The 18,082-nt window shown below is 70.0% G+C and carries 21 protein-coding genes; 14 read left to right on the plus strand and 7 right to left on the minus strand.

Going from position 1 to position 18,082, the window contains the following annotated elements:
• Positions 1–24 precede the first annotated feature (24 nt).
• Together H4Q84_RS21595 and H4Q84_RS21600 are read right to left on the minus strand one after the other, a co-directional pair.
• A complete protein-coding gene (locus H4Q84_RS21595) occupies positions 25–228 on the minus strand; it encodes a hypothetical protein (protein WP_248581120.1) in 204 nt (67 codons plus the stop codon).
• A 43-nt stretch (positions 229–271) separates the two neighbouring features.
• On the minus strand, positions 272–1,123 hold the full coding sequence (locus H4Q84_RS21600) for an MBL fold metallo-hydrolase (protein ID WP_248581121.1): 852 nt from the start codon (positions 1,121–1,123) through the stop codon (positions 272–274).
• A gap of 112 nt (positions 1,124–1,235) precedes the next feature.
• Between H4Q84_RS21600 and hrcA the strand changes: the two genes are divergently transcribed.
• The 4 genes from hrcA (at position 1,236) to H4Q84_RS21620 (ending at position 4,766) form a co-directional block, all read left to right on the plus strand.
• Complete coding sequence (gene hrcA / locus H4Q84_RS21605; RefSeq protein ID WP_248581122.1) at positions 1,236–2,258, plus strand: heat-inducible transcriptional repressor HrcA; 1,023 nt, start codon at positions 1,236–1,238, stop codon at positions 2,256–2,258.
• Between the two features lie 43 nt (positions 2,259–2,301).
• Positions 2,302–3,480 (plus strand): molecular chaperone DnaJ, encoded by a 1,179-nt coding sequence (dnaJ, locus tag H4Q84_RS21610; RefSeq protein ID WP_248581123.1) that lies wholly within the window; start codon positions 2,302–2,304, stop codon positions 3,478–3,480.
• The gene (locus tag H4Q84_RS21615; RefSeq protein WP_248581124.1) at positions 3,480–4,214 is read left to right on the plus strand and encodes a 16S rRNA (uracil(1498)-N(3))-methyltransferase; all 735 of its coding nucleotides are present in this window, start codon (positions 3,480–3,482) and stop codon (positions 4,212–4,214) included. The genes dnaJ and H4Q84_RS21615 overlap by 1 nt, the downstream gene beginning before the upstream one ends.
• 225 nt (positions 4,215–4,439) lie before the next feature.
• The gene (locus tag H4Q84_RS21620; RefSeq protein WP_248581125.1) at positions 4,440–4,766 is read left to right on the plus strand and encodes a hypothetical protein; all 327 of its coding nucleotides are present in this window, start codon (positions 4,440–4,442) and stop codon (positions 4,764–4,766) included.
• Between the two features lie 28 nt (positions 4,767–4,794).
• Here H4Q84_RS21620 and H4Q84_RS21625 read toward each other — a convergent pair whose 3' ends face one another.
• The 3 genes from H4Q84_RS21625 to H4Q84_RS21635 all read right to left on the minus strand — a co-directional run bounded on the left by H4Q84_RS21625 (position 4,795) and on the right by H4Q84_RS21635 (position 7,854).
• Entirely contained in the window at positions 4,795–6,012 is a 1,218-nt protein-coding gene (locus tag H4Q84_RS21625; RefSeq protein WP_248581126.1) for an HNH endonuclease signature motif containing protein, read from the minus strand.
• 187 nt (positions 6,013–6,199) lie between these two features.
• Positions 6,200–7,264, minus strand: coding sequence for a Gmad2 immunoglobulin-like domain-containing protein (locus H4Q84_RS21630; protein WP_248581127.1), 1,065 nt, complete (start codon positions 7,262–7,264; stop codon positions 6,200–6,202).
• Positions 7,261–7,854, minus strand: coding sequence for a SigE family RNA polymerase sigma factor (locus H4Q84_RS21635; protein WP_248581128.1), 594 nt, complete (start codon positions 7,852–7,854; stop codon positions 7,261–7,263). Before H4Q84_RS21635 ends, H4Q84_RS21630 begins: the two co-directional genes overlap by 4 nt.
• A 73-nt stretch (positions 7,855–7,927) precedes the next feature.
• On the opposite strand from H4Q84_RS21635, the gene H4Q84_RS21640 reads away from it, so the two are divergent.
• Positions 7,928–8,278 (plus strand): histidine triad nucleotide-binding protein, encoded by a 351-nt coding sequence (locus H4Q84_RS21640; protein WP_248581129.1) that lies wholly within the window; start codon positions 7,928–7,930, stop codon positions 8,276–8,278.
• A complete protein-coding gene (locus H4Q84_RS21645; protein WP_248581130.1) occupies positions 8,275–9,495 on the plus strand; it encodes a hypothetical protein in 1,221 nt (406 codons plus the stop codon). The genes H4Q84_RS21640 and H4Q84_RS21645 overlap by 4 nt, the downstream gene beginning before the upstream one ends.
• Here the strand turns inward: H4Q84_RS21645 and H4Q84_RS21650 are convergent.
• On the minus strand, positions 9,482–9,751 hold the full coding sequence (locus H4Q84_RS21650) for a hypothetical protein (RefSeq protein WP_248581131.1): 270 nt from the start codon (positions 9,749–9,751) through the stop codon (positions 9,482–9,484). The genes H4Q84_RS21645 and H4Q84_RS21650 overlap by 14 nt on opposite strands.
• A 99-nt stretch (positions 9,752–9,850) precedes the next feature.
• On the opposite strand from H4Q84_RS21650, the gene H4Q84_RS21655 reads away from it, so the two are divergent.
• Genes H4Q84_RS21655 through era form a run of 8 tightly spaced genes read left to right on the plus strand, consistent with a single transcriptional unit; the run spans position 9,851 to position 17,431 of the window.
• Positions 9,851–10,855, plus strand: a complete 1,005-nt coding sequence (locus H4Q84_RS21655; RefSeq protein ID WP_248581132.1) for a PhoH family protein — start codon at positions 9,851–9,853, stop codon at positions 10,853–10,855.
• A gap of 25 nt (positions 10,856–10,880) precedes the next feature.
• Entirely contained in the window at positions 10,881–11,330 is a 450-nt protein-coding gene (ybeY, locus tag H4Q84_RS21660; protein WP_248581133.1) for an rRNA maturation RNase YbeY, read from the plus strand.
• 20 nt (positions 11,331–11,350) lie between these two features.
• Entirely contained in the window at positions 11,351–12,634 is a 1,284-nt protein-coding gene (locus H4Q84_RS21665; protein WP_248583704.1) for a hemolysin family protein, read from the plus strand.
• Positions 12,627–12,983 (plus strand): cytidine deaminase, encoded by a 357-nt coding sequence (locus H4Q84_RS21670; protein ID WP_248581134.1) that lies wholly within the window; start codon positions 12,627–12,629, stop codon positions 12,981–12,983. The genes H4Q84_RS21665 and H4Q84_RS21670 overlap by 8 nt, the downstream gene beginning before the upstream one ends.
• A gap of 40 nt (positions 12,984–13,023) precedes the next feature.
• A complete protein-coding gene (locus tag H4Q84_RS21675; protein ID WP_248581135.1) occupies positions 13,024–14,403 on the plus strand; it encodes an FAD-binding oxidoreductase in 1,380 nt (459 codons plus the stop codon).
• A gap of 31 nt (positions 14,404–14,434) precedes the next feature.
• Complete coding sequence (locus H4Q84_RS21680) at positions 14,435–15,718, plus strand: cyclopropane-fatty-acyl-phospholipid synthase family protein (RefSeq protein WP_248581136.1); 1,284 nt, start codon at positions 14,435–14,437, stop codon at positions 15,716–15,718.
• Between the two features lie 13 nt (positions 15,719–15,731).
• Positions 15,732–16,502, plus strand: coding sequence for a siderophore-interacting protein (locus tag H4Q84_RS21685; protein WP_248581137.1), 771 nt, complete (start codon positions 15,732–15,734; stop codon positions 16,500–16,502).
• Positions 16,499–17,431 carry a GTPase Era gene (era, locus tag H4Q84_RS21690; protein ID WP_248581138.1) on the plus strand — a complete coding sequence of 311 codons (933 nt, stop codon included), beginning with the start codon at positions 16,499–16,501 and terminating at the stop codon, positions 17,429–17,431. Before H4Q84_RS21685 ends, era begins: the two co-directional genes overlap by 4 nt.
• A 23-nt stretch (positions 17,432–17,454) precedes the next feature.
• Here era and H4Q84_RS21695 read toward each other — a convergent pair whose 3' ends face one another.
• Positions 17,455–18,033, minus strand: a complete 579-nt coding sequence (locus H4Q84_RS21695) for an adenylate kinase (RefSeq protein ID WP_248581139.1) — start codon at positions 18,031–18,033, stop codon at positions 17,455–17,457.
• Between the last annotated feature and the right edge of the window lie 49 nt (positions 18,034–18,082).

An 18,082-nucleotide genomic window follows, 5' to 3' on the forward strand; every position in this document is an offset into this window, starting at 1 on the left:
GTCCCCGATGGCGGGGGCGCGCCGTCAGGCGTCGGTGTCGGACTCCCTGGACCCCTCGGACTCGTCTGACTCGTCGGGCTCCTGGGTCGCGTCCATCTCGAGGTCGCGGTCGACGTCGTCGGGCTCGAGTGGTTCGGCGAGCGGGTTGTCCTCGCCGGGCTGCAGGTCCTCGGGCAGCTGGTCGTCGGTGATGCCGGCCTGGGGGGACTCATCCTCGTGTTCGCTCATGCTCCGACCCAACAGGGCGGGCGCTCACCCGTCAACGCCCCCTTCAGACGAGAGGGAGCTGGGTCCTGCTGGGCGGCAGCTGCTCGTAGCCACGTTGTACGGCGTCGGCGAGACGCTCGGCCGGGAACGGGAAGTCGCCGACCTCCAGCGCCTGGTCGAGGGGGACGCTGCGGCTCGCCAGGTTGCGGATCGCGTCAGCCATCAGGCCGAGGTCGTTGCGCTGGATCTCGACGAAGTCGCGGTCGACCGGTGCGCCGTGACCCGGCACGACCGTGCTCCTCGACGTGGTCAGGCCGAGCACGATGTCCATGCTGTGCGGCCAGTCGAGAGGGAAGCAGTCGACGCCGTAGACCGGCGGGGCAGACTCCTCGACCAGGTCTCCGGCCAGCACCACGTCTACGTCGGGGATGCGGACCACGAGGTCGCCGTCGGTGTGACCCCGACCGGGGTGCACGAGCTCCACCACGCGGTCGCCCAGGTCGAGAGCGACGGCGGAGGAGAAGGTGTGGTCGGCCGGGACCACGTCGGTCGCGAGCATCTCCTCGCGGTGCGGGTCGTCGGAGTCCTCGCGGTAGTGGCCCTTGATGCGCTCGCCCGAGACGACGGTAGCCGCCGCGGCGTTCTCGTGCGCGTGGATCGCGATGTCGCCGTACGCCGATCGGAAGGCCGCGTTGCCGAAGGTGTGGTCGAAGTGGGAGTGCGTGTTGACCACCGTGGTGACCTCGCCGGCGCCCAGGCGGCGCAGGTCCTCGATGACGCCGGTGGCGGCGAGCCCGGACCCGTGGGTGTCGACCACCATCAGGCCGCGATCGCTGCCGACCGCCGTGACGTTGACGTCGAACCACTCGTAACGCGCCACCCAGACGCGATCGGCCACCTCGATGAAGTCAGACATGGTCGCAGGCTATCGGGGGTCAGCAGATCCCGGCCCGGGAGCACGTGCCCGGGCGGGTAGTCTTGGCACTCGTCGTGATGGAGTGCCAGCAACGAGCCGAGAGGGGGCCCACATGACCGACGACCGCAAGCTCGCCGTCCTCCGGGCCATCGTCGAGGACTACGTCGCCACCGAGGAGCCGGTCGGTTCCAAGGCGCTCGTCGAACGACACGGGCTGGGCGTCTCACCGGCCACCGTGCGCAACGACATGGCGGTGCTGGAGGAGGAAGGCTTCATCCACCAGCCGCACACCAGCGCCGGCCGGGTGCCGACCGACAAGGGCTACCGGCTCTTCGTCGACCGGCTCACCACGGTCAAGCCGATGAGCGCAGCTGAGAAGCGCGCGATCTCGACGTTCCTCGACGGGGCGGTCGACCTCGACGACGTCGTACAGCGCTCGGTGCGGATGCTCTCGCAGCTCACCCGCCAGGTCGCCGTCGTGCAGTACCCCACCCTCTCGCGCAGCACCGTTCGCCACGTCGAGCTGGTGGCGCTGGCGCCGACCCGGCTGCTCGTGGTGCTCATCCTCTCCACGGGCCGGGTGGAGCAGCGGCTCGTGGAGGTCGCCGACCCGCTCGGTGACGACGTGCTCGCGGCGCTCCGCACGCGCATCGGCCGGGCTGTCGTCGGCGAGCGCATCGCCGACGCCATCACCGCGCTCGCGGCCTTGGCAACCGCACCCGGCGCCGTACCCGACAGTCTCGTCACCGCCATCGTCGACACGCTCTCGGACGCCATGTCAGACCACCGCGGCGACGAGCGGGTGGCGGTCGGTGGCGCCGCCAACCTAGCCCGGTACGGCGACTCGTTCGACACCTCGGTCCGACCGCTGCTCGAGGCACTCGAGGAGCACGTGGTGCTGCTCAAGCTGCTCGGCGAGGCCAGCACCGGCGGGACGGTGACGGTGCGCATCGGCCACGAGGGCCCGTACGCCGAGCTCTCCTCCACCAGCGTCGTGGCCACCGGCTACGGTCCCGGCGACGACGCCTTGGCGAGCCTCGGCATCGTCGGCCCCACCCGCATGGACTACCCCGGCACGATGACGGCGGTGCGAGCGGTCGCCCGCTACGTGTCCCGCATTCTCGACGAGGCCTGAGCCTCATTTTCTGGGCATCAAGAAGTTAGGAAGACAGACAAACGTGAGTCAGGACCTCTACGAGCTCCTCGGTGTCGCCCGCGACGCGGACGCCGACACCATCAAGAAGGCCTACCGGAAGCAGGCCAGGCAGCTCCACCCCGACGTCAACCCCGACCCGGAGACGCAGGAGAAGTTCAAGGAGGTCTCCCGCGCCTACGAGGTGCTGTCGGACCCCCAGAAGCGCGCGGCGTACGACCGTGGCGGCGACCCGTTCGGCGGTGCCGGCGCGGGTGCCGGTGGCTTCGGGCAGGGTGCCGGCTTCTCGTTCACCGACATCATGGACGCGTTCTTCGGCGGCCAAGCGGGCGGGGCCGGCGGGTCGCGTGGGCCGCGGCCCCGCATGCGACGTGGCCAGGACGCACTGATCCGTCTCGACATCGACCTCGCCGAGGCAGCGTTCGGTGCCACCAAGGACCTGAAGGTCGACACCGCCGTCGTCTGCACCACCTGCCACGGCGACGGCACGGCGCCGGGCACCAGCCCGATCACCTGCGAGACGTGCCGTGGCGTCGGCGAGGTGGCCCAGGTGCAGCGCTCGTTCCTCGGCGAGATCCGCACCCTGCGTCCGTGCGCGGCCTGCCGCGGCTTCGGCACGCTGATCCCCGACCCGTGCCGCGAGTGCTCTGGCGACGGCCGGGTGCGGTCGCGCCGCACCCTCAAGGTCAAGATCCCCGGCGGCGTCGACTCCGGCACCCGCGTCCAGCTCACCGAGCAGGGCGAGGTCGGCCCCGGCGGCGGACCGGCGGGTGACCTCTACGTCGAGATCCAGGTCGAGCCGCACGCGACCTTCACCCGGGCCGGCAACGACCTGCACTGCACCGTCTCGCTGCCGATGACGGCGGCAGCTCTCGGCACGTCCGTCCAGCTGCCGTTGCTCGAGGCCGACCTCGAGCCCGCCGAGGACTCCGAGCTCGTCACGAGCCTCGACCTCGACATCCCGGCCGGCAGCCAGTCAGGCACCGAGCACGTCATGCGCGGGTACGGCGTGCCCGGCCTGCGCGGTGGCCGGGGCGACCTGGTCATTACCGTCATCGTCGACACCCCGACCCGGCTCGACGCCCGCCAGGAGGAGCTGCTGCGCGAGCTCGCGGCCATCCGTGGCGAGGAGTCGCCCCAGGGCACCGTGCGCGCATCCCACAAGTCGGTCTTCGGGCGGCTGCGCGACGCGTTCAACGTCTGATGTCACTTCCCGTCCACCTGGTGCCGACGATGGCAGACGTCCGGCCGGGCGCGACGGTCGAGGTGACGGGGGACGAGGCGCACCACGCCGTGGCCGTTCGTCGGCTGCGGGTGGGGGAGTCGGTCGTGCTCACCGACGGCGCGGGTACGTCGGCCACCGGAGAGGTGACCTCGACGGGCAAACGCGTCTTCTCGGTGACGGTCCACTCGATCGATGTCCTGCCGGCGCCAACACCCGCTATCACCGTCGTGCAGGCGTTGCCGAAGGGCGACCGGGGCGAGCTCGCCGTCGAGATGCTGACCGAGATCGGCGTGACCCGCATCGTCCCGTGGGCAGCCGCCCGCAGCGTCGCCGTCTGGCGTGGCGAGCGGGCCACGAAGTCACTGGCCAAGTGGCGTGCCACCTCCCGTGAGGCCGCCAAGCAGGCCCGTCGCACCTGGTTCCCCGAGGTGGCCGACCTGGCCAACACAGCCGACGCCACAGCGCTGGTCCGGGCGGCCGACCTGGTCGTCGTACTCCATGAGGAGGCGGCGCAGCCGCTCCCCGCCGTCGGTGACGCCGCCCACGTCGTGGTCGTGGTCGGACCCGAAGGCGGACTCACCGACGAGGAAGTCGCCGCCTTCGTGGCCGCCGGCGCCGTGCCGGTGCGGCTCGGCAGCGAAGTCCTGCGTACGTCGACCGCCGGCGTCGCCGCCGTGGCCGCCCTGCTGGCCGGCACCCCGCGCTGGGGGTGAGGGTGCGGACAACCGCTCCCGGACCGGAACCAAATCACCGACGAGCACGTCGACTCCCGTGAAGTGTGGAGGAGAGTCATGCGTGCGGACTGGCTGTCAGCCCTCGCCCTAATGGTGTTCGCGACGGGATGCACCCACAGCGAGCCGGCGGAAACGTCGGCCGCTGTGCCTGCGAACACACCCGGCGTCGCACGTCCGAGCGAGCCCGCTCCCACCCCGCGAGAAGTGCAGGACGACCCCGTCTACCAGCGCTGGCTCGACCGTCTCGGCGTGGGATCCTGTGGTGCTGCCGAGCGCCTCGTCCCGTCCGATGCGCGGTATGCCCCACGCTCGAAGGCGTGCCTGCGAGCGGCGGAGCGGGCCGGCCGAGGTGCCGAGGCGATGCTGACCTACAACACGGTCGAGGGTGACCCTGTCCGGACCTACGTGCGGATCTTGTCGGCCGGTCAGGTCGAGGTGTTCGTCGACGGCACCGAAGACGGCTTCGGCAGCGGCACATGGGTCTATCGGAAGTGCGACAACCTTCGAGAAGCCCTGCCGTTGAAGTGCTGACATTCGACTAGCCGGACACCTGCCACTCCTATCTGCGTCGGTGGAATCTGAGGTCGCCGTTGGGTAGTCGGTCGTGGAGGTAGCGGTCGTCGTGGGCTCGGTGGTGGTGCCACGAACAGAGCAGCAGGCCGTTGTCGAGGTTGGTGGGTCCGCCGTGGGACCAGGGGTGTTGGTGGTGGGCTTCGGTCCAGGCGGCGGGGATGTCGCAGCCGTCGGCGCGGCAGGTGTGGTCGCGCAGGGCGAAGGCTTTGCGTTGGTGGCGGCTGAAGAGCCGGGTGCCGCGGCCGAGGTCGAGGGGCTCGGAGGTGCCGCCGAGGACGGCGGGGATGAGGTGTGCGGTGCAGGCGAGCCGCCGGGCTTCGGCGGCGGTGATGGGGGTGCCGGTGTCGGTGGTGGCGATCCCGAGGCCGTCGCGCAGGGTGTCGATGTCGATGGTGACGATGACGGTGGTGGCGTCGCCGCCGTGCAGGGGGAGCCGGTGTGGGTCGAGGGTCTCGAGCAGGGCACGGAAGGCGTGGCCGAGGGCTTGGTCGTGGGGCAGTCGCTGGCCGGTGGACTCGTGGTGGTGGCGTCGGGGTGTGGTGAAGGCGTGCAGGTAGGTCAGCAGTCGGTCGGCGGTGGCGTCGGGGACCCGGATTCGGATGTCGGTGGACCCGTCTCCGCGGCGATGCGTGGTCAGCGATGTCTGGCGGTGCGCGGCGTGTTCTTCGGCTTCGAGGGCACGGCGTTCGTGGGCCTCGCCGAGCTCGGGGGCGACGATGTCGAGGATCCGTCGACCCAGGACCCGGAGCTGGTGGGGTGCGAAGGTGCCGGCGTCGGCGACCAGCCGGGCCTCGGCCGCAGCCCGGGTCTCCGCGGGGATGTCGGCCGGGAGATGGTCCAGGGCGCGGGCAATCACCGCGGCCTGCTCGACGTTCACGTCGCCCTCGGCCAACCCCTGGGCCAGCACCGGCCAGCGTTGGTCGAGGGCGTCGGCCAGCCGGGCCGATCGGGCGGCGGCGGGCCGGTCGACACGCGCATGCTTGGCCAACCAGGACGCGACGTCGCGGGCGCCGTCGTGGTCGGCCACGTCGTCCGCGGCGGCGATGACCCGCAACCGGAGCGCTTCGAGCTGCCCGGTCAGCGCGGTCAGGCGGAGCAGCGCCTCGCGTTTGGTCGGCGTGTCCATGAACGGCACCGAGACCCCGGCCACGTCCTTGAGCGCTGAGTCGATGACGTCGGCGCACTCCAGCACCGGATGGGTCATGTGGGGCACCGCCTTCCATCGACAACGACGACCCGTGGGGTCGTGGGACTGTCGATGCAACGCGCCATCAGGTGGCGACACCCGGGGCACGAACCCGGAGGACTTCTGCATCAGGTGGCGACCAGAGAGCTGTCGCCAGTGCGTTGTCTTATCGTACACCTGTTCGAGAGGCGGGGGAAGAGGCACTCTACTGGATCGTGATGTCCTTCGAGTCCGTCATCGCGCCGACACCCTCGGTGCCGCCGGTGGGGTCATCCGTGGTCGCCCAGATCGTGTAGTCGCCGGGCGCAACGCCGTCGAGCTTGATCGACTCGGCGAACGGGAAGAGCTTGTCCTCCATCCAGCCCTCGGCCATCCAGACGCCCTTCTTGACGACCTTGTCGCCCTGGCGCAGCTCCCAGCCGCTGCTGGCCTCGAAGCTGTTGGCCACGCCGGAGAGCTCGAGGGTGCCGCTGACGGTCGTGCCCTGCTCGGGGTCGGTGATGCTCATGTGGCTGAGGGCTTCGAGGATCGGCGCGTTGGTGATCGGCTCGGCCGTGTTGACGCCGTACACGGTCTGGGCAGGTCCGTCATTGATCATGAACTGCACCGGCGCGCGGCGCTGAGCCACGGCCTGCACGGTGTAGACGACCTGCTGGACGGCCGCCTGCGCCTCCGCCTCGGACATCCCCGGCAGGGGAGTGTTGAGGGAGTCGTCGGCGAAGCGCACGGAGATGACGTCGCCGTCGTCCTCGACGCCGTCGAACGAGCCCTTCTGCCAGGCCGTGCGGTAGTCGGGGTCGGTCGGTCCGTCCGAGAGCAGGTCGAGCGCGGTCTCGAGCGAAAGGTCTCCCGCCTGGAACTCGCGGTAGAGCCGCGGCCCGCCGCGCTCGGTGTCGCCGATGAAGTAGAGAGGCACTGCGCCTCCCGGCTCGGGGCCGACAGTCGCTGATGACGACTCCGGCTCGCTGGGCGACGCCGGCTCCGAGGGCGTCGGCTCGGCGGCCTGCGACGACGAAGCGGCAGGGTCGGGATCCGGGTCGTCGTCCCCGCCGAAGCCCCCGACGAAGGCAACGACGCCGATCACCGCGGCGGTAGCGGCAGCGCCGAGGAGGACGAGGGGCCAGGTGCGGTTGCTCATGGTTTCCACCTTCGCATCGGAGCGGGGTCGGGTACGGGATCGGATCTCGGCCAGCGCGTCGCGCGGCTCGATGCGGGACACCGCGTCGTGGAGCGCGCGGGCGAGCTTGTCGTCTGGCTCGTCGGGGGTCATGACATTTCCTCCAGCAGGGGACCGAGCAGGGCACGCAACGAGGCGGCGCCGCGGGAGGCATGGCTCTTCACCGCGCCGCGGGAGATGCCGAGCGTCGTGGCGATCTCGCCCTCGGACAGGTCGACGAAGTAGCGCAGCGCGAGCACCTCGCGCTGGCGTTGGGGCAGCGACCGCATCCCATCGAGTACGGCGTCCCGCCGGGCCGCGTCCAGGACGACTCCCTCAGCGTCGGGGGCCAGCGCGAGAGGCTTGACCGCCTCGGCACGGAGATGCCGGTCGACGACCACCCGATGCCGGAGCACCGAGCGGGACCGGTTGACCACGGCCTGGCGCAAGTAGGGGAGCGCGGCCTCGGGGGTACGGATCCGCGACCACCTGCCGTGCACGGCCACGAAGGCGTCCTGAACCACCTCCTCGGCCGTCCCGACGTCACGCACGAGGAGCACGGCCAGGCGCACGAGCTGCCGCCAGTGGGCGGCGTACAGCTGTTCCAGCGCCTCGTCGGCCTGCCAGCCGACGGCGTCGGTCACGAGCCCCGCGCGGAGCGGGGCGCGCATCCCATCGGGGCGACCCTGTGCATGGGTGATCACGCTAGTAGGACGCGCGACCCGTTCACCTGGTTTACCGGTCCTACGGTGTCGTGTTGCGTGGGAGAGTTCGCGTATGACAGCTGCCGAGGACTGCCTCTTCTGCAAGATCGTCGCGGGTGACATCCCCGCCGACGTCGTGCACGAGTCCGAAACCGTGCTTGCCTTCCGGGACCTCAACCCCCAGGCGCCAACTCATGTCCTGGTGATCCCGCGCAGCCATCACGCCAACGCCGCCGAGCTGGGCGAGGCCGCGCCCGCGACCCTCGTCGAGCTCGTCTCGGCGGCTGCGAAGGTGGCCGGCGACGAAGGCCTCGGCGAGCAGTACCGCCTCGTCTTCAACACCGGCGCCGATACCGGCCAGACCGTCTTCCACACCCACCTCCACGTGCTCGGTGGCCGTAGCTTCACCTGGCCGCCCGGATGAACCGCCGGCTGCGCGCGTCGGCGCTGGTCGCCGCGTCGCTGCTCCTTCTCGCCGGGTGCGGCGGTAACGCTGAGGACGCCCACACAGCACACTCCGGCGCCGAGCAGAGCGCGTCACCCGAGCCCGCCGCCGAGCCGGCTTCTGCCGGCCACGACTCCCACGGCGGTACGACGACCGCCCAGGCCGCGAAGCCCAGGCCGCTGCGTGCGGGCGAACGCCGGGTCACCCTCGAGATGCCGGCGGCGTACACGCCCTCCGCGCCCACCGGCGTCGGCACGGACGACTACCGTTGCTTCCTCCTCGACCCGGGTCTGGAGAAGGACGCCATCATCACAGGTACGAACGTCCTGCCTGGCAACCCGCAGGTCGTCCACCACGTCATCCTCTTCCGCGTCCCGGCCGACCAGGTGGGCGTCGCCGAGGACATGGACGCCGGTACCCCCGGCGAGGGCTGGACCTGCTTCGGCGGCACCGGCCTCGACGCCGGCGGCGCGCAGCTCGACAACGCACCGTGGCTCGGCGCCTGGGCGCCCGGTGGCAGCGAGGCCGTGACCAAGCCCGGCTTCGGCGTACCTCTCGAGAAGGGATCACGCGTCGTGATGCAGGTGCACTACAACCTGCTCGCCGGCAGCGAGCCCGACACCTCGGCCACCCAGCTGCGACTGGCTCCTGGCAACGCCGACCTGGCGACGCTCTCGACGTTCCTGCTGCCCTCACCCGTCGAGCTGCCGTGCCGGCCTGGCCACACCGACAACCCGATGTGCGACCGCGATGCGGCGCTGGCCGACGTCAAGGCCCGTTTCGGCCATGGCCCCGGCGCTCTTGCCGACCTGCTCCACCTGCTCTGCGGCACCAAGACCGTGGCCGGCGAGACGCAGTCATGCACCCGCACTGTGGGTGAGCCGATGACGATCCACGGCGTGGCCGGCCACATGCACCTGCTGGGTCGCGAGATCAAGATCGAGATCAACCCCGACACCCCGCAGGCGCAGACGGTGCTCGACATCCCCGTCTGGGACTTCGACAACCAGGGTGCCAAGCCGATCGACCCGGTCAAGGTCGAGCCGTGGGACAACGTGCGCGTGACCTGCCGGCACTCACAAGACCTGCGCGACAAGCTGCCGTCGTTCGAAGGACAGCCCGACCGCTACGTCGTCTGGGGCGAGGGCACCACCGACGAGATGTGCCTGGGGATGCTGCAGGTCACCCGCCCGTGAACGCGTAGAAGACGCGCATCAGGGCGAAGACCACCGGCAGCCCGAACACCACGAGCAGCACCCATGCGGTGATGCGATGCACGCGCTTGGTGCTGTCGAGCGTGCCGGCGAAGTCGAGCAGGGCGCCATCGGGCACGTGCGAGTTCAGACCCATCCGTCGGGCGTCCCCGGGCAGGTGCTGGCCGTGGAACCACAGCGGCGGGGTGTCGTCGTCGTGGTCGTAGTCCTCGTCCCTGTGCCACTGCGACGGCGCCATGCGAACACCGTACGCGTTACTCGGTGTGCTCGCCCGCGGCGCTCCCGTACCATGGATGGCTCCTGGGAACCGACCCGAAAGGCGCCCATCCGGGCAACGATGACTGACTCACAGCCACTCACCACCAAGCACACGGTCGTCGTGCCCAACAGCGTCAACATGGTGAGCCTCCTGGGGCCGGGCGATGAGCACCTCGGGCTCCTCGAGTCGTCGTTCGACGCAGACGTGCACGTGCGCGGCAACCGGATCACCTTCCACGGCGATGCCGCCGAGATCGCCCTTGCCGAGCGCCTGATCGACGAGCTGATCACGATCATCCGCACCGGCCAGGGCGTCACCAGTGAGACCGTCGAGCGCGCCATCGGCATGCTCCGCCAGGAGACCACCGAGCGCCCCGCCGACGTGCTCAGCCTCAACATCCTGAGCAACCGAGGTCGCACGATCCGGCCCAAGACGCTCAACCAGAAGCGCTACGTCGACGCGATCGACAACAACACCATCACCTTCGGCATCGGCCCGGCCGGCACCGGCAAGACCTACCTCGCCATGGCGAAGGCCGTGCAGGCGCTGCAGGCCAAGGACGTCAACCGGATCATCCTGACCCGCCCCGCCGTCGAGGCCGGCGAGCGCCTGGGCTTCCTACCGGGCACGCTCAGCGAGAAGATCGACCCCTACCTGCGGCCCTTGTACGACGCACTGCACGACATGGTCGACCCCGAGTCGATCCCGAAACTGCTGGCCGCCGGCACCATCGAGGTGGCGCCGCTGGCGTTCATGCGCGGTCGCTCGCTCAACGACTCGTTCATCATCCTCGACGAGGCGCAGAACACCTCGCCCGAGCAGATGAAGATGTTCCTGACCCGGCTCGGCTTCGGCTCCAAGATCGTCGTGACCGGTGACGTCACCCAGGTCGACCTGCCCAGCGGCATCCTGTCCGGGCTGCGCGTGATCGAGGGCATCCTGTCCGAGATCAACGACATCTCGTTCAACCGGCTCACCGCCCATGACGTCGTCCGGCACCGTCTCGTCGGCAAGATCGTCGAGGCGTACGACGTGCACTCGGCGCGCGCCGAGTCCGGGCCCGTCCGGGGTACCACTCGATGAGGCCCAGCACATTGAGGCAGGGTCGATGAGCATCGAGATCCTCAACGAGTCCGGCCGCGAGCTCGACGTCAAGCAGCTCGCCGGTCTCTCGCGGTTCGTCATGGACTCCATGCGCGTGCACCCGCTGGCCGAGCTCTGCATCAAGGCCGTCGACGAGCAGACCATTGCCCAGCTCAACGAGCAGTGGATGGAGAAGGAGGGCCCGACCGACGTACTCGCCTTCCCCATGGACGAGCTGCGTCCCGGCCTGATCAACGAGGAGCCCGAGGAGGGCGTGCTCGGAGACCTGGTGCTCTGCCCCGACATCGCCGAGAAGCAGGCGACCACGGCCGGTCACTCGACTAACGCCGAGATCGAGCTGCTCACCGTGCACGGCATCCTGCACCTGCTCGGCTACGACCACGCCGTGCCCGACGAGCACGCGGAGATGTTCGGTCTCCAGGACCGCCTACTCGCGGAGTGGCGCGCTCGGTGACCGACATCTGGCTGCTCATCATGGCGGCCGCCCTGGTCCTGGTGGCCGGACTCTTCTCCGCCGCGGACGCGGCACTGGCCGGTTTCTCGCACGCTCGCGCCGAGGAGCTCGTCACCGAGACACGTCCCGGCTCGCGCAAGCTGCTGCGCATCCTCGACGACGCACCGCGCTACCTCAACACCGCGCTGCTACTGCGTCTTCTCTGCGAGATCGGCGCGACGGTCATCGTCACGCTCTGGGTCACCGAGCGCTTCGACTACGCCTGGTGGGCGACGCTGGTGGTCACCATCAGCGTGATGCTCCTGGTCTCGTTCGTCGCGATCGGCGTGGCGCCCCGCACCCTGGGCCGCCAGCACGATGTCAGCGTCGCCCTGCTCTCGGCCGGGCCGATCGTCTTCGTCACCCGGGTCCTCGGACCGCTCCCACAGCTGCTGATCCTGCTCGGCAACGCGATCACCCCCGGCCGGGGCTTCCGCACCGGACCCTTCTCGACGGAGACGGAGCTCCGTGAGCTGGTCGACATGGCCGAGGCATCGGCGGTCATCGAGTCGGGTGAGCGCAAGATGATCCACTCCGTCTTCGAGCTCGGCGACACCATCGCTCGCGAGGTGATGGTGCCGCGCAACGACGTGGTCTACATCGAGCACTACAAGAACCTCCGCCAGACGATGTCGCTGTTCCTGCGCAGCGGCTACTCCCGGATCCCGGTCATCGGCGAGAACCTCGACGACGTGCGCGGCATGGCCTATCTCAAGGATGTCGTCCGCCGCGACTTCGAGGCCCCCGATGTCGAGACCACCCAGCGTGTCGAGGAGGTCATGCGGCCGGTGCACTACGTGCCTGACTCCAAACCCGTCGACGAGCTGATGTCGGAGATGCAGTCCATGCGCCAGCACGTCGCCATCGTCGTCGACGAGTACGGCGGCACCGCCGGCCTGGTGACCATCGAGGACGTGCTCGAGGAGATCGTCGGCGAGATCACCGACGAGTACGACGAGGACTCCGCCGAGTTCGAGACTCTCGAGGACGGCAGTGCGCGGGTCGTATCGCGCTACCCGGTCGACGACCTGGTCGACCTGTTCGGCATCCAGGTCTTCGACGACGACGTCGACAGCGTTGGTGGCCTGCTGGCCAAGCACCTCGGCCGGGTGCCGATCCCGGGCGCTTCAGTCGAGGTGCACGGCCTGCGCTTCGAGGCCGAGCGCGCCACCGGCCGACGCCACAAGCTCGGCACGGTGCTTATCAAGCGTGTCGTCCCCGAGCACGATCCCGCCCCTGACGACGAGGAGTCCGCCGATGCCTGACCCCGGTCCTGATGAACTGAGCGCCGAGGACGCCAAGCTCGTCACCCTCGCCCGCGCCACGCGTGCACGGGTCGGCGCAGCCGAGGGTGCCGCGGTCCGCGACCTGGACGGACGCACGTACGCCGCGGCCACCGTCGACCTTCGAAGCCTCCAGCTCAGCGCGGTGCAGAGCTGTGTGGCGATGGCGGTCGCGTCGGGTGCGCGTGGACTCGAGGCGTGCGTGGTGCTGGGGGCCGCAAGCTCGCTCGTCGAACCCGACCACCGTGCGCTCACCGATCTCGCCGGTACCGGCGTCGTCGTGCACTTCGCCGACGAGCGCGGCACCGTGGTGATGTCCGTCACCACCTGAACTCACTTGCGGCGCAGCCCGGCATGAGTACGTTGGGCCCGTGGATCCTTCAGCAGCGCAGGGGTTCGGTGCCAGCCGGGCCAGCGCGCACGCCGCCGCCGTCGCCAGGCTCCGTGCGTCGTACGAGGCAATCCCGGTCGGCGCACCGGTGCGGCTCGCGAAGCCGACGTCCAACCTGTTCCGGCCCCGCAGCGCGACCGATGCGCCCGGCCTCGACGTCAGCGGACTCGCCGGCGTGCTGCACGTCGACACGGTCGCCCGCACCGCCGACGTGCAGGGCATGTGCACCTACGAGGCGCTGGTCGCGGCGACGCTGCCGCACCGTCTCATCCCGTACGTCGTGCCGCAGCTGCGTACCATCACGCTGGGTGGCGCGGTCACCGGCCTCGGCATCGAGGCGACGTCGTACCGCAACGGCCTCCCGCACGAGTCGGTGCGCGAGATGGATGTCTTCACCGGGTCCGGTGAGGTCGTCACGTGCCGTCCGGGCGACGAGCTGTTCGACACTTTCCCCAACTCCTACGGGTCTCTCGGCTATGCCACCCGGCTGCGCATCGAGCTCGAGCCTGTGCACGACTACGTCGCGCTGCGCCATGTGCGTTTCAACGACGCCGCCCAGCTGGCGAGCGCGATCGCCGAGATCGCCGAGAGCCGCGAGTGGGCCGGCGAGCGGGTGGACGGCCTGGACGGGGTGGCCTTCGAGCCCGGCGAGCTGTACCTCACGCTGGCCCGCTGGACCGACGAGCCAGGCCCGACGTCCGACTACACCGGGCAGCAGATCTTCTACCGCTCGATCCGTGAGCGCACGACCGACCGGCTGACCATGCACGACTACCTCTGGCGCTGGGACACCGACTGGTTCTGGTGCTCCGGAGCGTTCGGCGCGCAGCACCCACTGGTCAGGCGGGTCTGGCCGCGGCGTTTGCGTCGTTCCGACGTCTACCACCGGCTGGTGGGGCTGGAGCGGCGTTTCGGCGTCGCCGACCGGCTCGACAAGCTCGCGAAGCGGCCGCAGCGCGAACGCGTCATCCAGGACGTCGAGCTGCCGGTCGACCGGCTGGCCGAGTTCCTCGCCTGGTTCGACGACGAGATCGGGATGCGGCCGGTGTGGATCTGCCCGCTCGTCACCACGCGCGACTGGCCGCTCTACCCGCTGCGTCCGGGCGCGACGTACGTCAATGTCGGCTTCTGGGGCACCGTGCACGTCGGGCCCGACGCTGTCGATGCGCCGCGCAACCGCGCCATCGAGGCGAGAGTGCACGAGCTCGGCGGGAACAAGTCGCTGTACTCCGAGGCTTTCTACGACGAGGAGACCTTCGACGCGCTGTACGACGGCGCACACCTGGCCAAGGTCAAGCAGGACGTCGACCCCGACGACCGGCTGACCAGCCTCTACGACAAGGCAGTAGGTCGGCGCTGACCGGCACAGGCACCAAAACGAGAGGAAGAGCATGAGCCTGACGACGAGCCGCGCCCTGACCATCGGAGACGCGGTCGCATCGCTGCTACGCGACGGGATGCCGGTGCGCTTCACGGCGTACGACGGCAGCAGCGCGGGGCCTTCGGACGCGAGCATCGGTCTGCACCTGCGCAACGAGCGGGGGCTTTCCTACCTGCTGACCGCCCCCGGCGACCTCGGCATGGCACGCGCGTACGTGATGGGCGACCTGACGATCAGCGGTGTCGAGCCGGGGGACCCGTACGAGGCACTGGCGCTGCTGAAGAGCAACCTCCGTTTCCGGGCGCCGACACCCGCGGAGGCGTTGTCGATCGTGCGGTCGCTCGGCATCGCCCACTTGGTGCCGCCCTCGCCACCGCCGCAGGAGACGCTGCCGCGCTGGCGTCGCGCCGTCGAGGGGCTGCGGCACTCGATGACCCGCGACGCCGACGTGATCCAGCACCACTACGACGTGTCCAACCGCTTCTACGAGATGGTGCTCGGCCCCTCGATGGCCTACACCTGTGCGCTCTTCGATGGCCCCGACGTCTCGCTCGAGGAGGCGCAGGCCGCGAAGTTCGACCTGGTCGCGCGCAAGCTCGGGCTCGAGTCGGGGCAACGGCTGCTCGACGTCGGGTGCGGCTGGGGCGGCATGGTGATGCACGCGGCCCGCGAGTACGGCGTCTCCGCGCTCGGCGTGACGCTTTCGGCCGAGCAGGCCGCGTGGGGCCAGGAGGCGGTGAAGCGTGAAGGACTCGAGCACCTGGTGGAGATCCGGCACCTCGACTACCGGCATGTCACCGAAACCGGCTTCGACGCGGTCAGCTCCATCGGGCTCACCGAGCACATCGGTGTGCGCAACTATCCGGCGTACTTCACCCACCTGCTCAACCGGCTGCGTCCTGAAGGGCGGCTGCTCAACCACTGCATCACCCGTGCGCACAACCAGCGCGAGGAGACCGGTGCGTTCATCGACCGCTATGTCTTCCCCGACGGCGAGCTGACCGGGTCGGGACGCATCATCAGCGCCGCGCAGGACGCGGGTTTCGAGGTCATGCACGAGGAGAACCTGCGGCGTCACTACGCGCTCACCCTGCGCGAGTGGTGCGCCAACCTGCGCGACAACTGGGACGAGTGCGTGGCCGAGGTCGGCGAGGGTACGGCGCGCGTGTGGGGTGTCTACATGGCCGGCTCGCGGATCGGCTTCGAGCGCAACGAGGTCCAACTGCACCAGGTGCTCGCGGTGAAGACCGGTGGCGACGGCCAGGACGGATTCGGGCTGCGTCCGGAGTGGTGACTAGCCTTGCCGGGTGAGCACCAGGGCCCGGCAGTTCTCAGCCGAGGTGCTGCGTCGTGAGGAGCTGTCGCCGCACCTGGTCCGGCTGACCCTCGGCGGTGCCGGGCTCGCGGAGTTCACCAGCACCGGCGTGCCCGACGAGTGGGTCGGTCTGGTCGTGCCGGGCCAGTTCCAGAGCCGGTACTACACGGTGCGCTCGTGGGCCTCGGGCGAGCTCGTGGTCGACGTGGTCGTGCACGACGTCGGCCTGGTCACCGAGTGGGCCGCCCGCGACTGCGTGGGCGAGCCGGTGACGATCACGGAGCCGCGCGGGTCGTTCACGCTGCCCGCAGGGGCTGCCTGGGTCCTGCTGGTCGGTGACCTGACCGGGCTGCCGGCGATGGCCCGGATCGCCGAGACCGTCGACCTGCCGACGCGCATCTGGGCGGAGGTGCCTGACGACCTCGGCTCCTACCTGCCTGAGGGCTCGAACGTCACCTGGCTCGCGCCTCCAGCACCGGGTGCTTCTGCGCTGGCCGAGGTCGTCGATGGCATCGACTGGCCCGATGGTGACGGATACTTCTGGATGGCGGGGGAGTCGGCGCAGATGCGCGCGATCCGCAAGCACCTGATGCGCGAGCGCGGCCTCGCGAGCACGGCGTACGACGTGATGGGCTACTGGCGCGGAAGCGCACAGCGGCAGCCGCGTGCGGTCGACCCGGGGCCGATCTACCGGGCCGGCAAGGCGGCAGGCAAGACTGACGACCAGATCTGGGCCGAGTACGACGACGCAAGGAACACATGACCGAGCCAGCAACCCCCGCGCACAAGAGCGGCTTCGCGTCGTTCGTCGGCAGGCCCAATGCGGGCAAGTCGACGCTGACCAACGCCCTGGTGGGCAGCAAGGTGGTCATCACCAGCTCCAAGCCGCAGACCACCCGCACCGTCGTACGCGGCATCGTGCACCGGCCCGACGCCCAGCTCATCCTGGTCGACACCCCCGGCCTGCACCGGCCCAGGACCCTGCTCGGCGAGCGGCTCAACGACCTGGTGAAGACGACGCTGGCCGAGGTCGACGTCGTCGCGGTGTGCCTGCCGGCCAACGAGAAGGTCGGGCCCGGCGACCGTTTCATCGTCAGGGAGATGGCGAAGGTACGCCGCACCATCAAGGTCGCGATCGCCACCAAGACCGACCTCGCCACCGGTGAGCAGATCGGTCAGCACCTGCTCGACATCCAGAAGCTCGGCGCCGACAGTGGCATCGAGTGGGCCCAGATCGTGCCGGTCTCCGCGCAGTCGGGTGACCAGGTCAAGCTGCTCGAGGACCTGCTGGTCGGGCTGCTGCCCGACGGGCCGCAGCTCTACCCCGACGGCGACCTCAGCGACGCCCCCGAAGAGGCGATCGTCGCCGAGCTGATCCGCGAGGCCGCCCTCGAGGGCGTGCGCGACGAACTCCCGCACTCCATCGCCGTGGTCGTCGAGGAGATGGGTCTGCGCGAGGGTCGCGACGCCGACAAGCCGCTGCTCGACATCTACGCGAATCTTTACGTCGAGCGTGACTCCCAGAAGGGGATCATGATCGGCCACAAGGGCGCCCGGCTCCGCGAGGTCGGCACCGCCGCCCGCAAGCAGATCGAGGCCCTGTTCGGCACCCCGGTCTACCTCGACCTGCACATCAAGATCGCCAAGGACTGGCAGCGTGACCCGCGCCAGCTGCGCAAGCTGGGGTTCTGACGCCCGAGGCGGCCTTTTCGAGCTCAGTGGCCAGCAGGACCGCCTGGCGCCTGCTCCGTGCGGAGTGCCGCCACCCACGCATCGAGCTCCGTGGAGTTCTTCAGGAGCACGATGGGCGGGCCGTCGGCGGAATGAGCCCACCGTCGCATCCGGTCGCGCTTCCGAGCGAACGACGCGAAGTGCCACCGGATGATGGAGGCCCGGCTGAACATGCCCCGCCACGACTCCGTGTTGCCGTTGCAGCGCGGTTCCTTGCTCAGGGCGCCCGAGACAGTTCGCCTGACCAGGCGCTGGAGGGAGAACCACCGCGGGTAGTCGAGGCCGACGACAAGCTCCGTCCTCGGCAGGACGACGTGGAGCCACGCGCCGTAGGCGGAGTCTAGGATCCACTCCTCGCCTGACGCGATGTCGGCGATGAGCTCCCGCTGGCGTTCGTCTGACACGGGCACCCATCCCGGGAGCCAGGTGAGCTCGTCCACGAGGGTGACGGGGAGGCCGAGGCGCTCGCCGAGCCGGAGCGCCGCGGTGCTCTTGCCACTGCCGGTGACGCCGTACACGAGGATGCGTCGCGCGCCCGAGGGGTGGTGTCCGGCGGCAGGCATGCGCCCAGAGTAAGTGGCTGATCGCGTGCCGACGTCCCCGCCGGTGGTG

The sequence above is a fragment of the Nocardioides sp. InS609-2 genome, assembly GCF_023208195.1.
In the GTDB taxonomy this organism is placed as follows: domain Bacteria; phylum Actinomycetota; class Actinomycetes; order Propionibacteriales; family Nocardioidaceae; genus Nocardioides.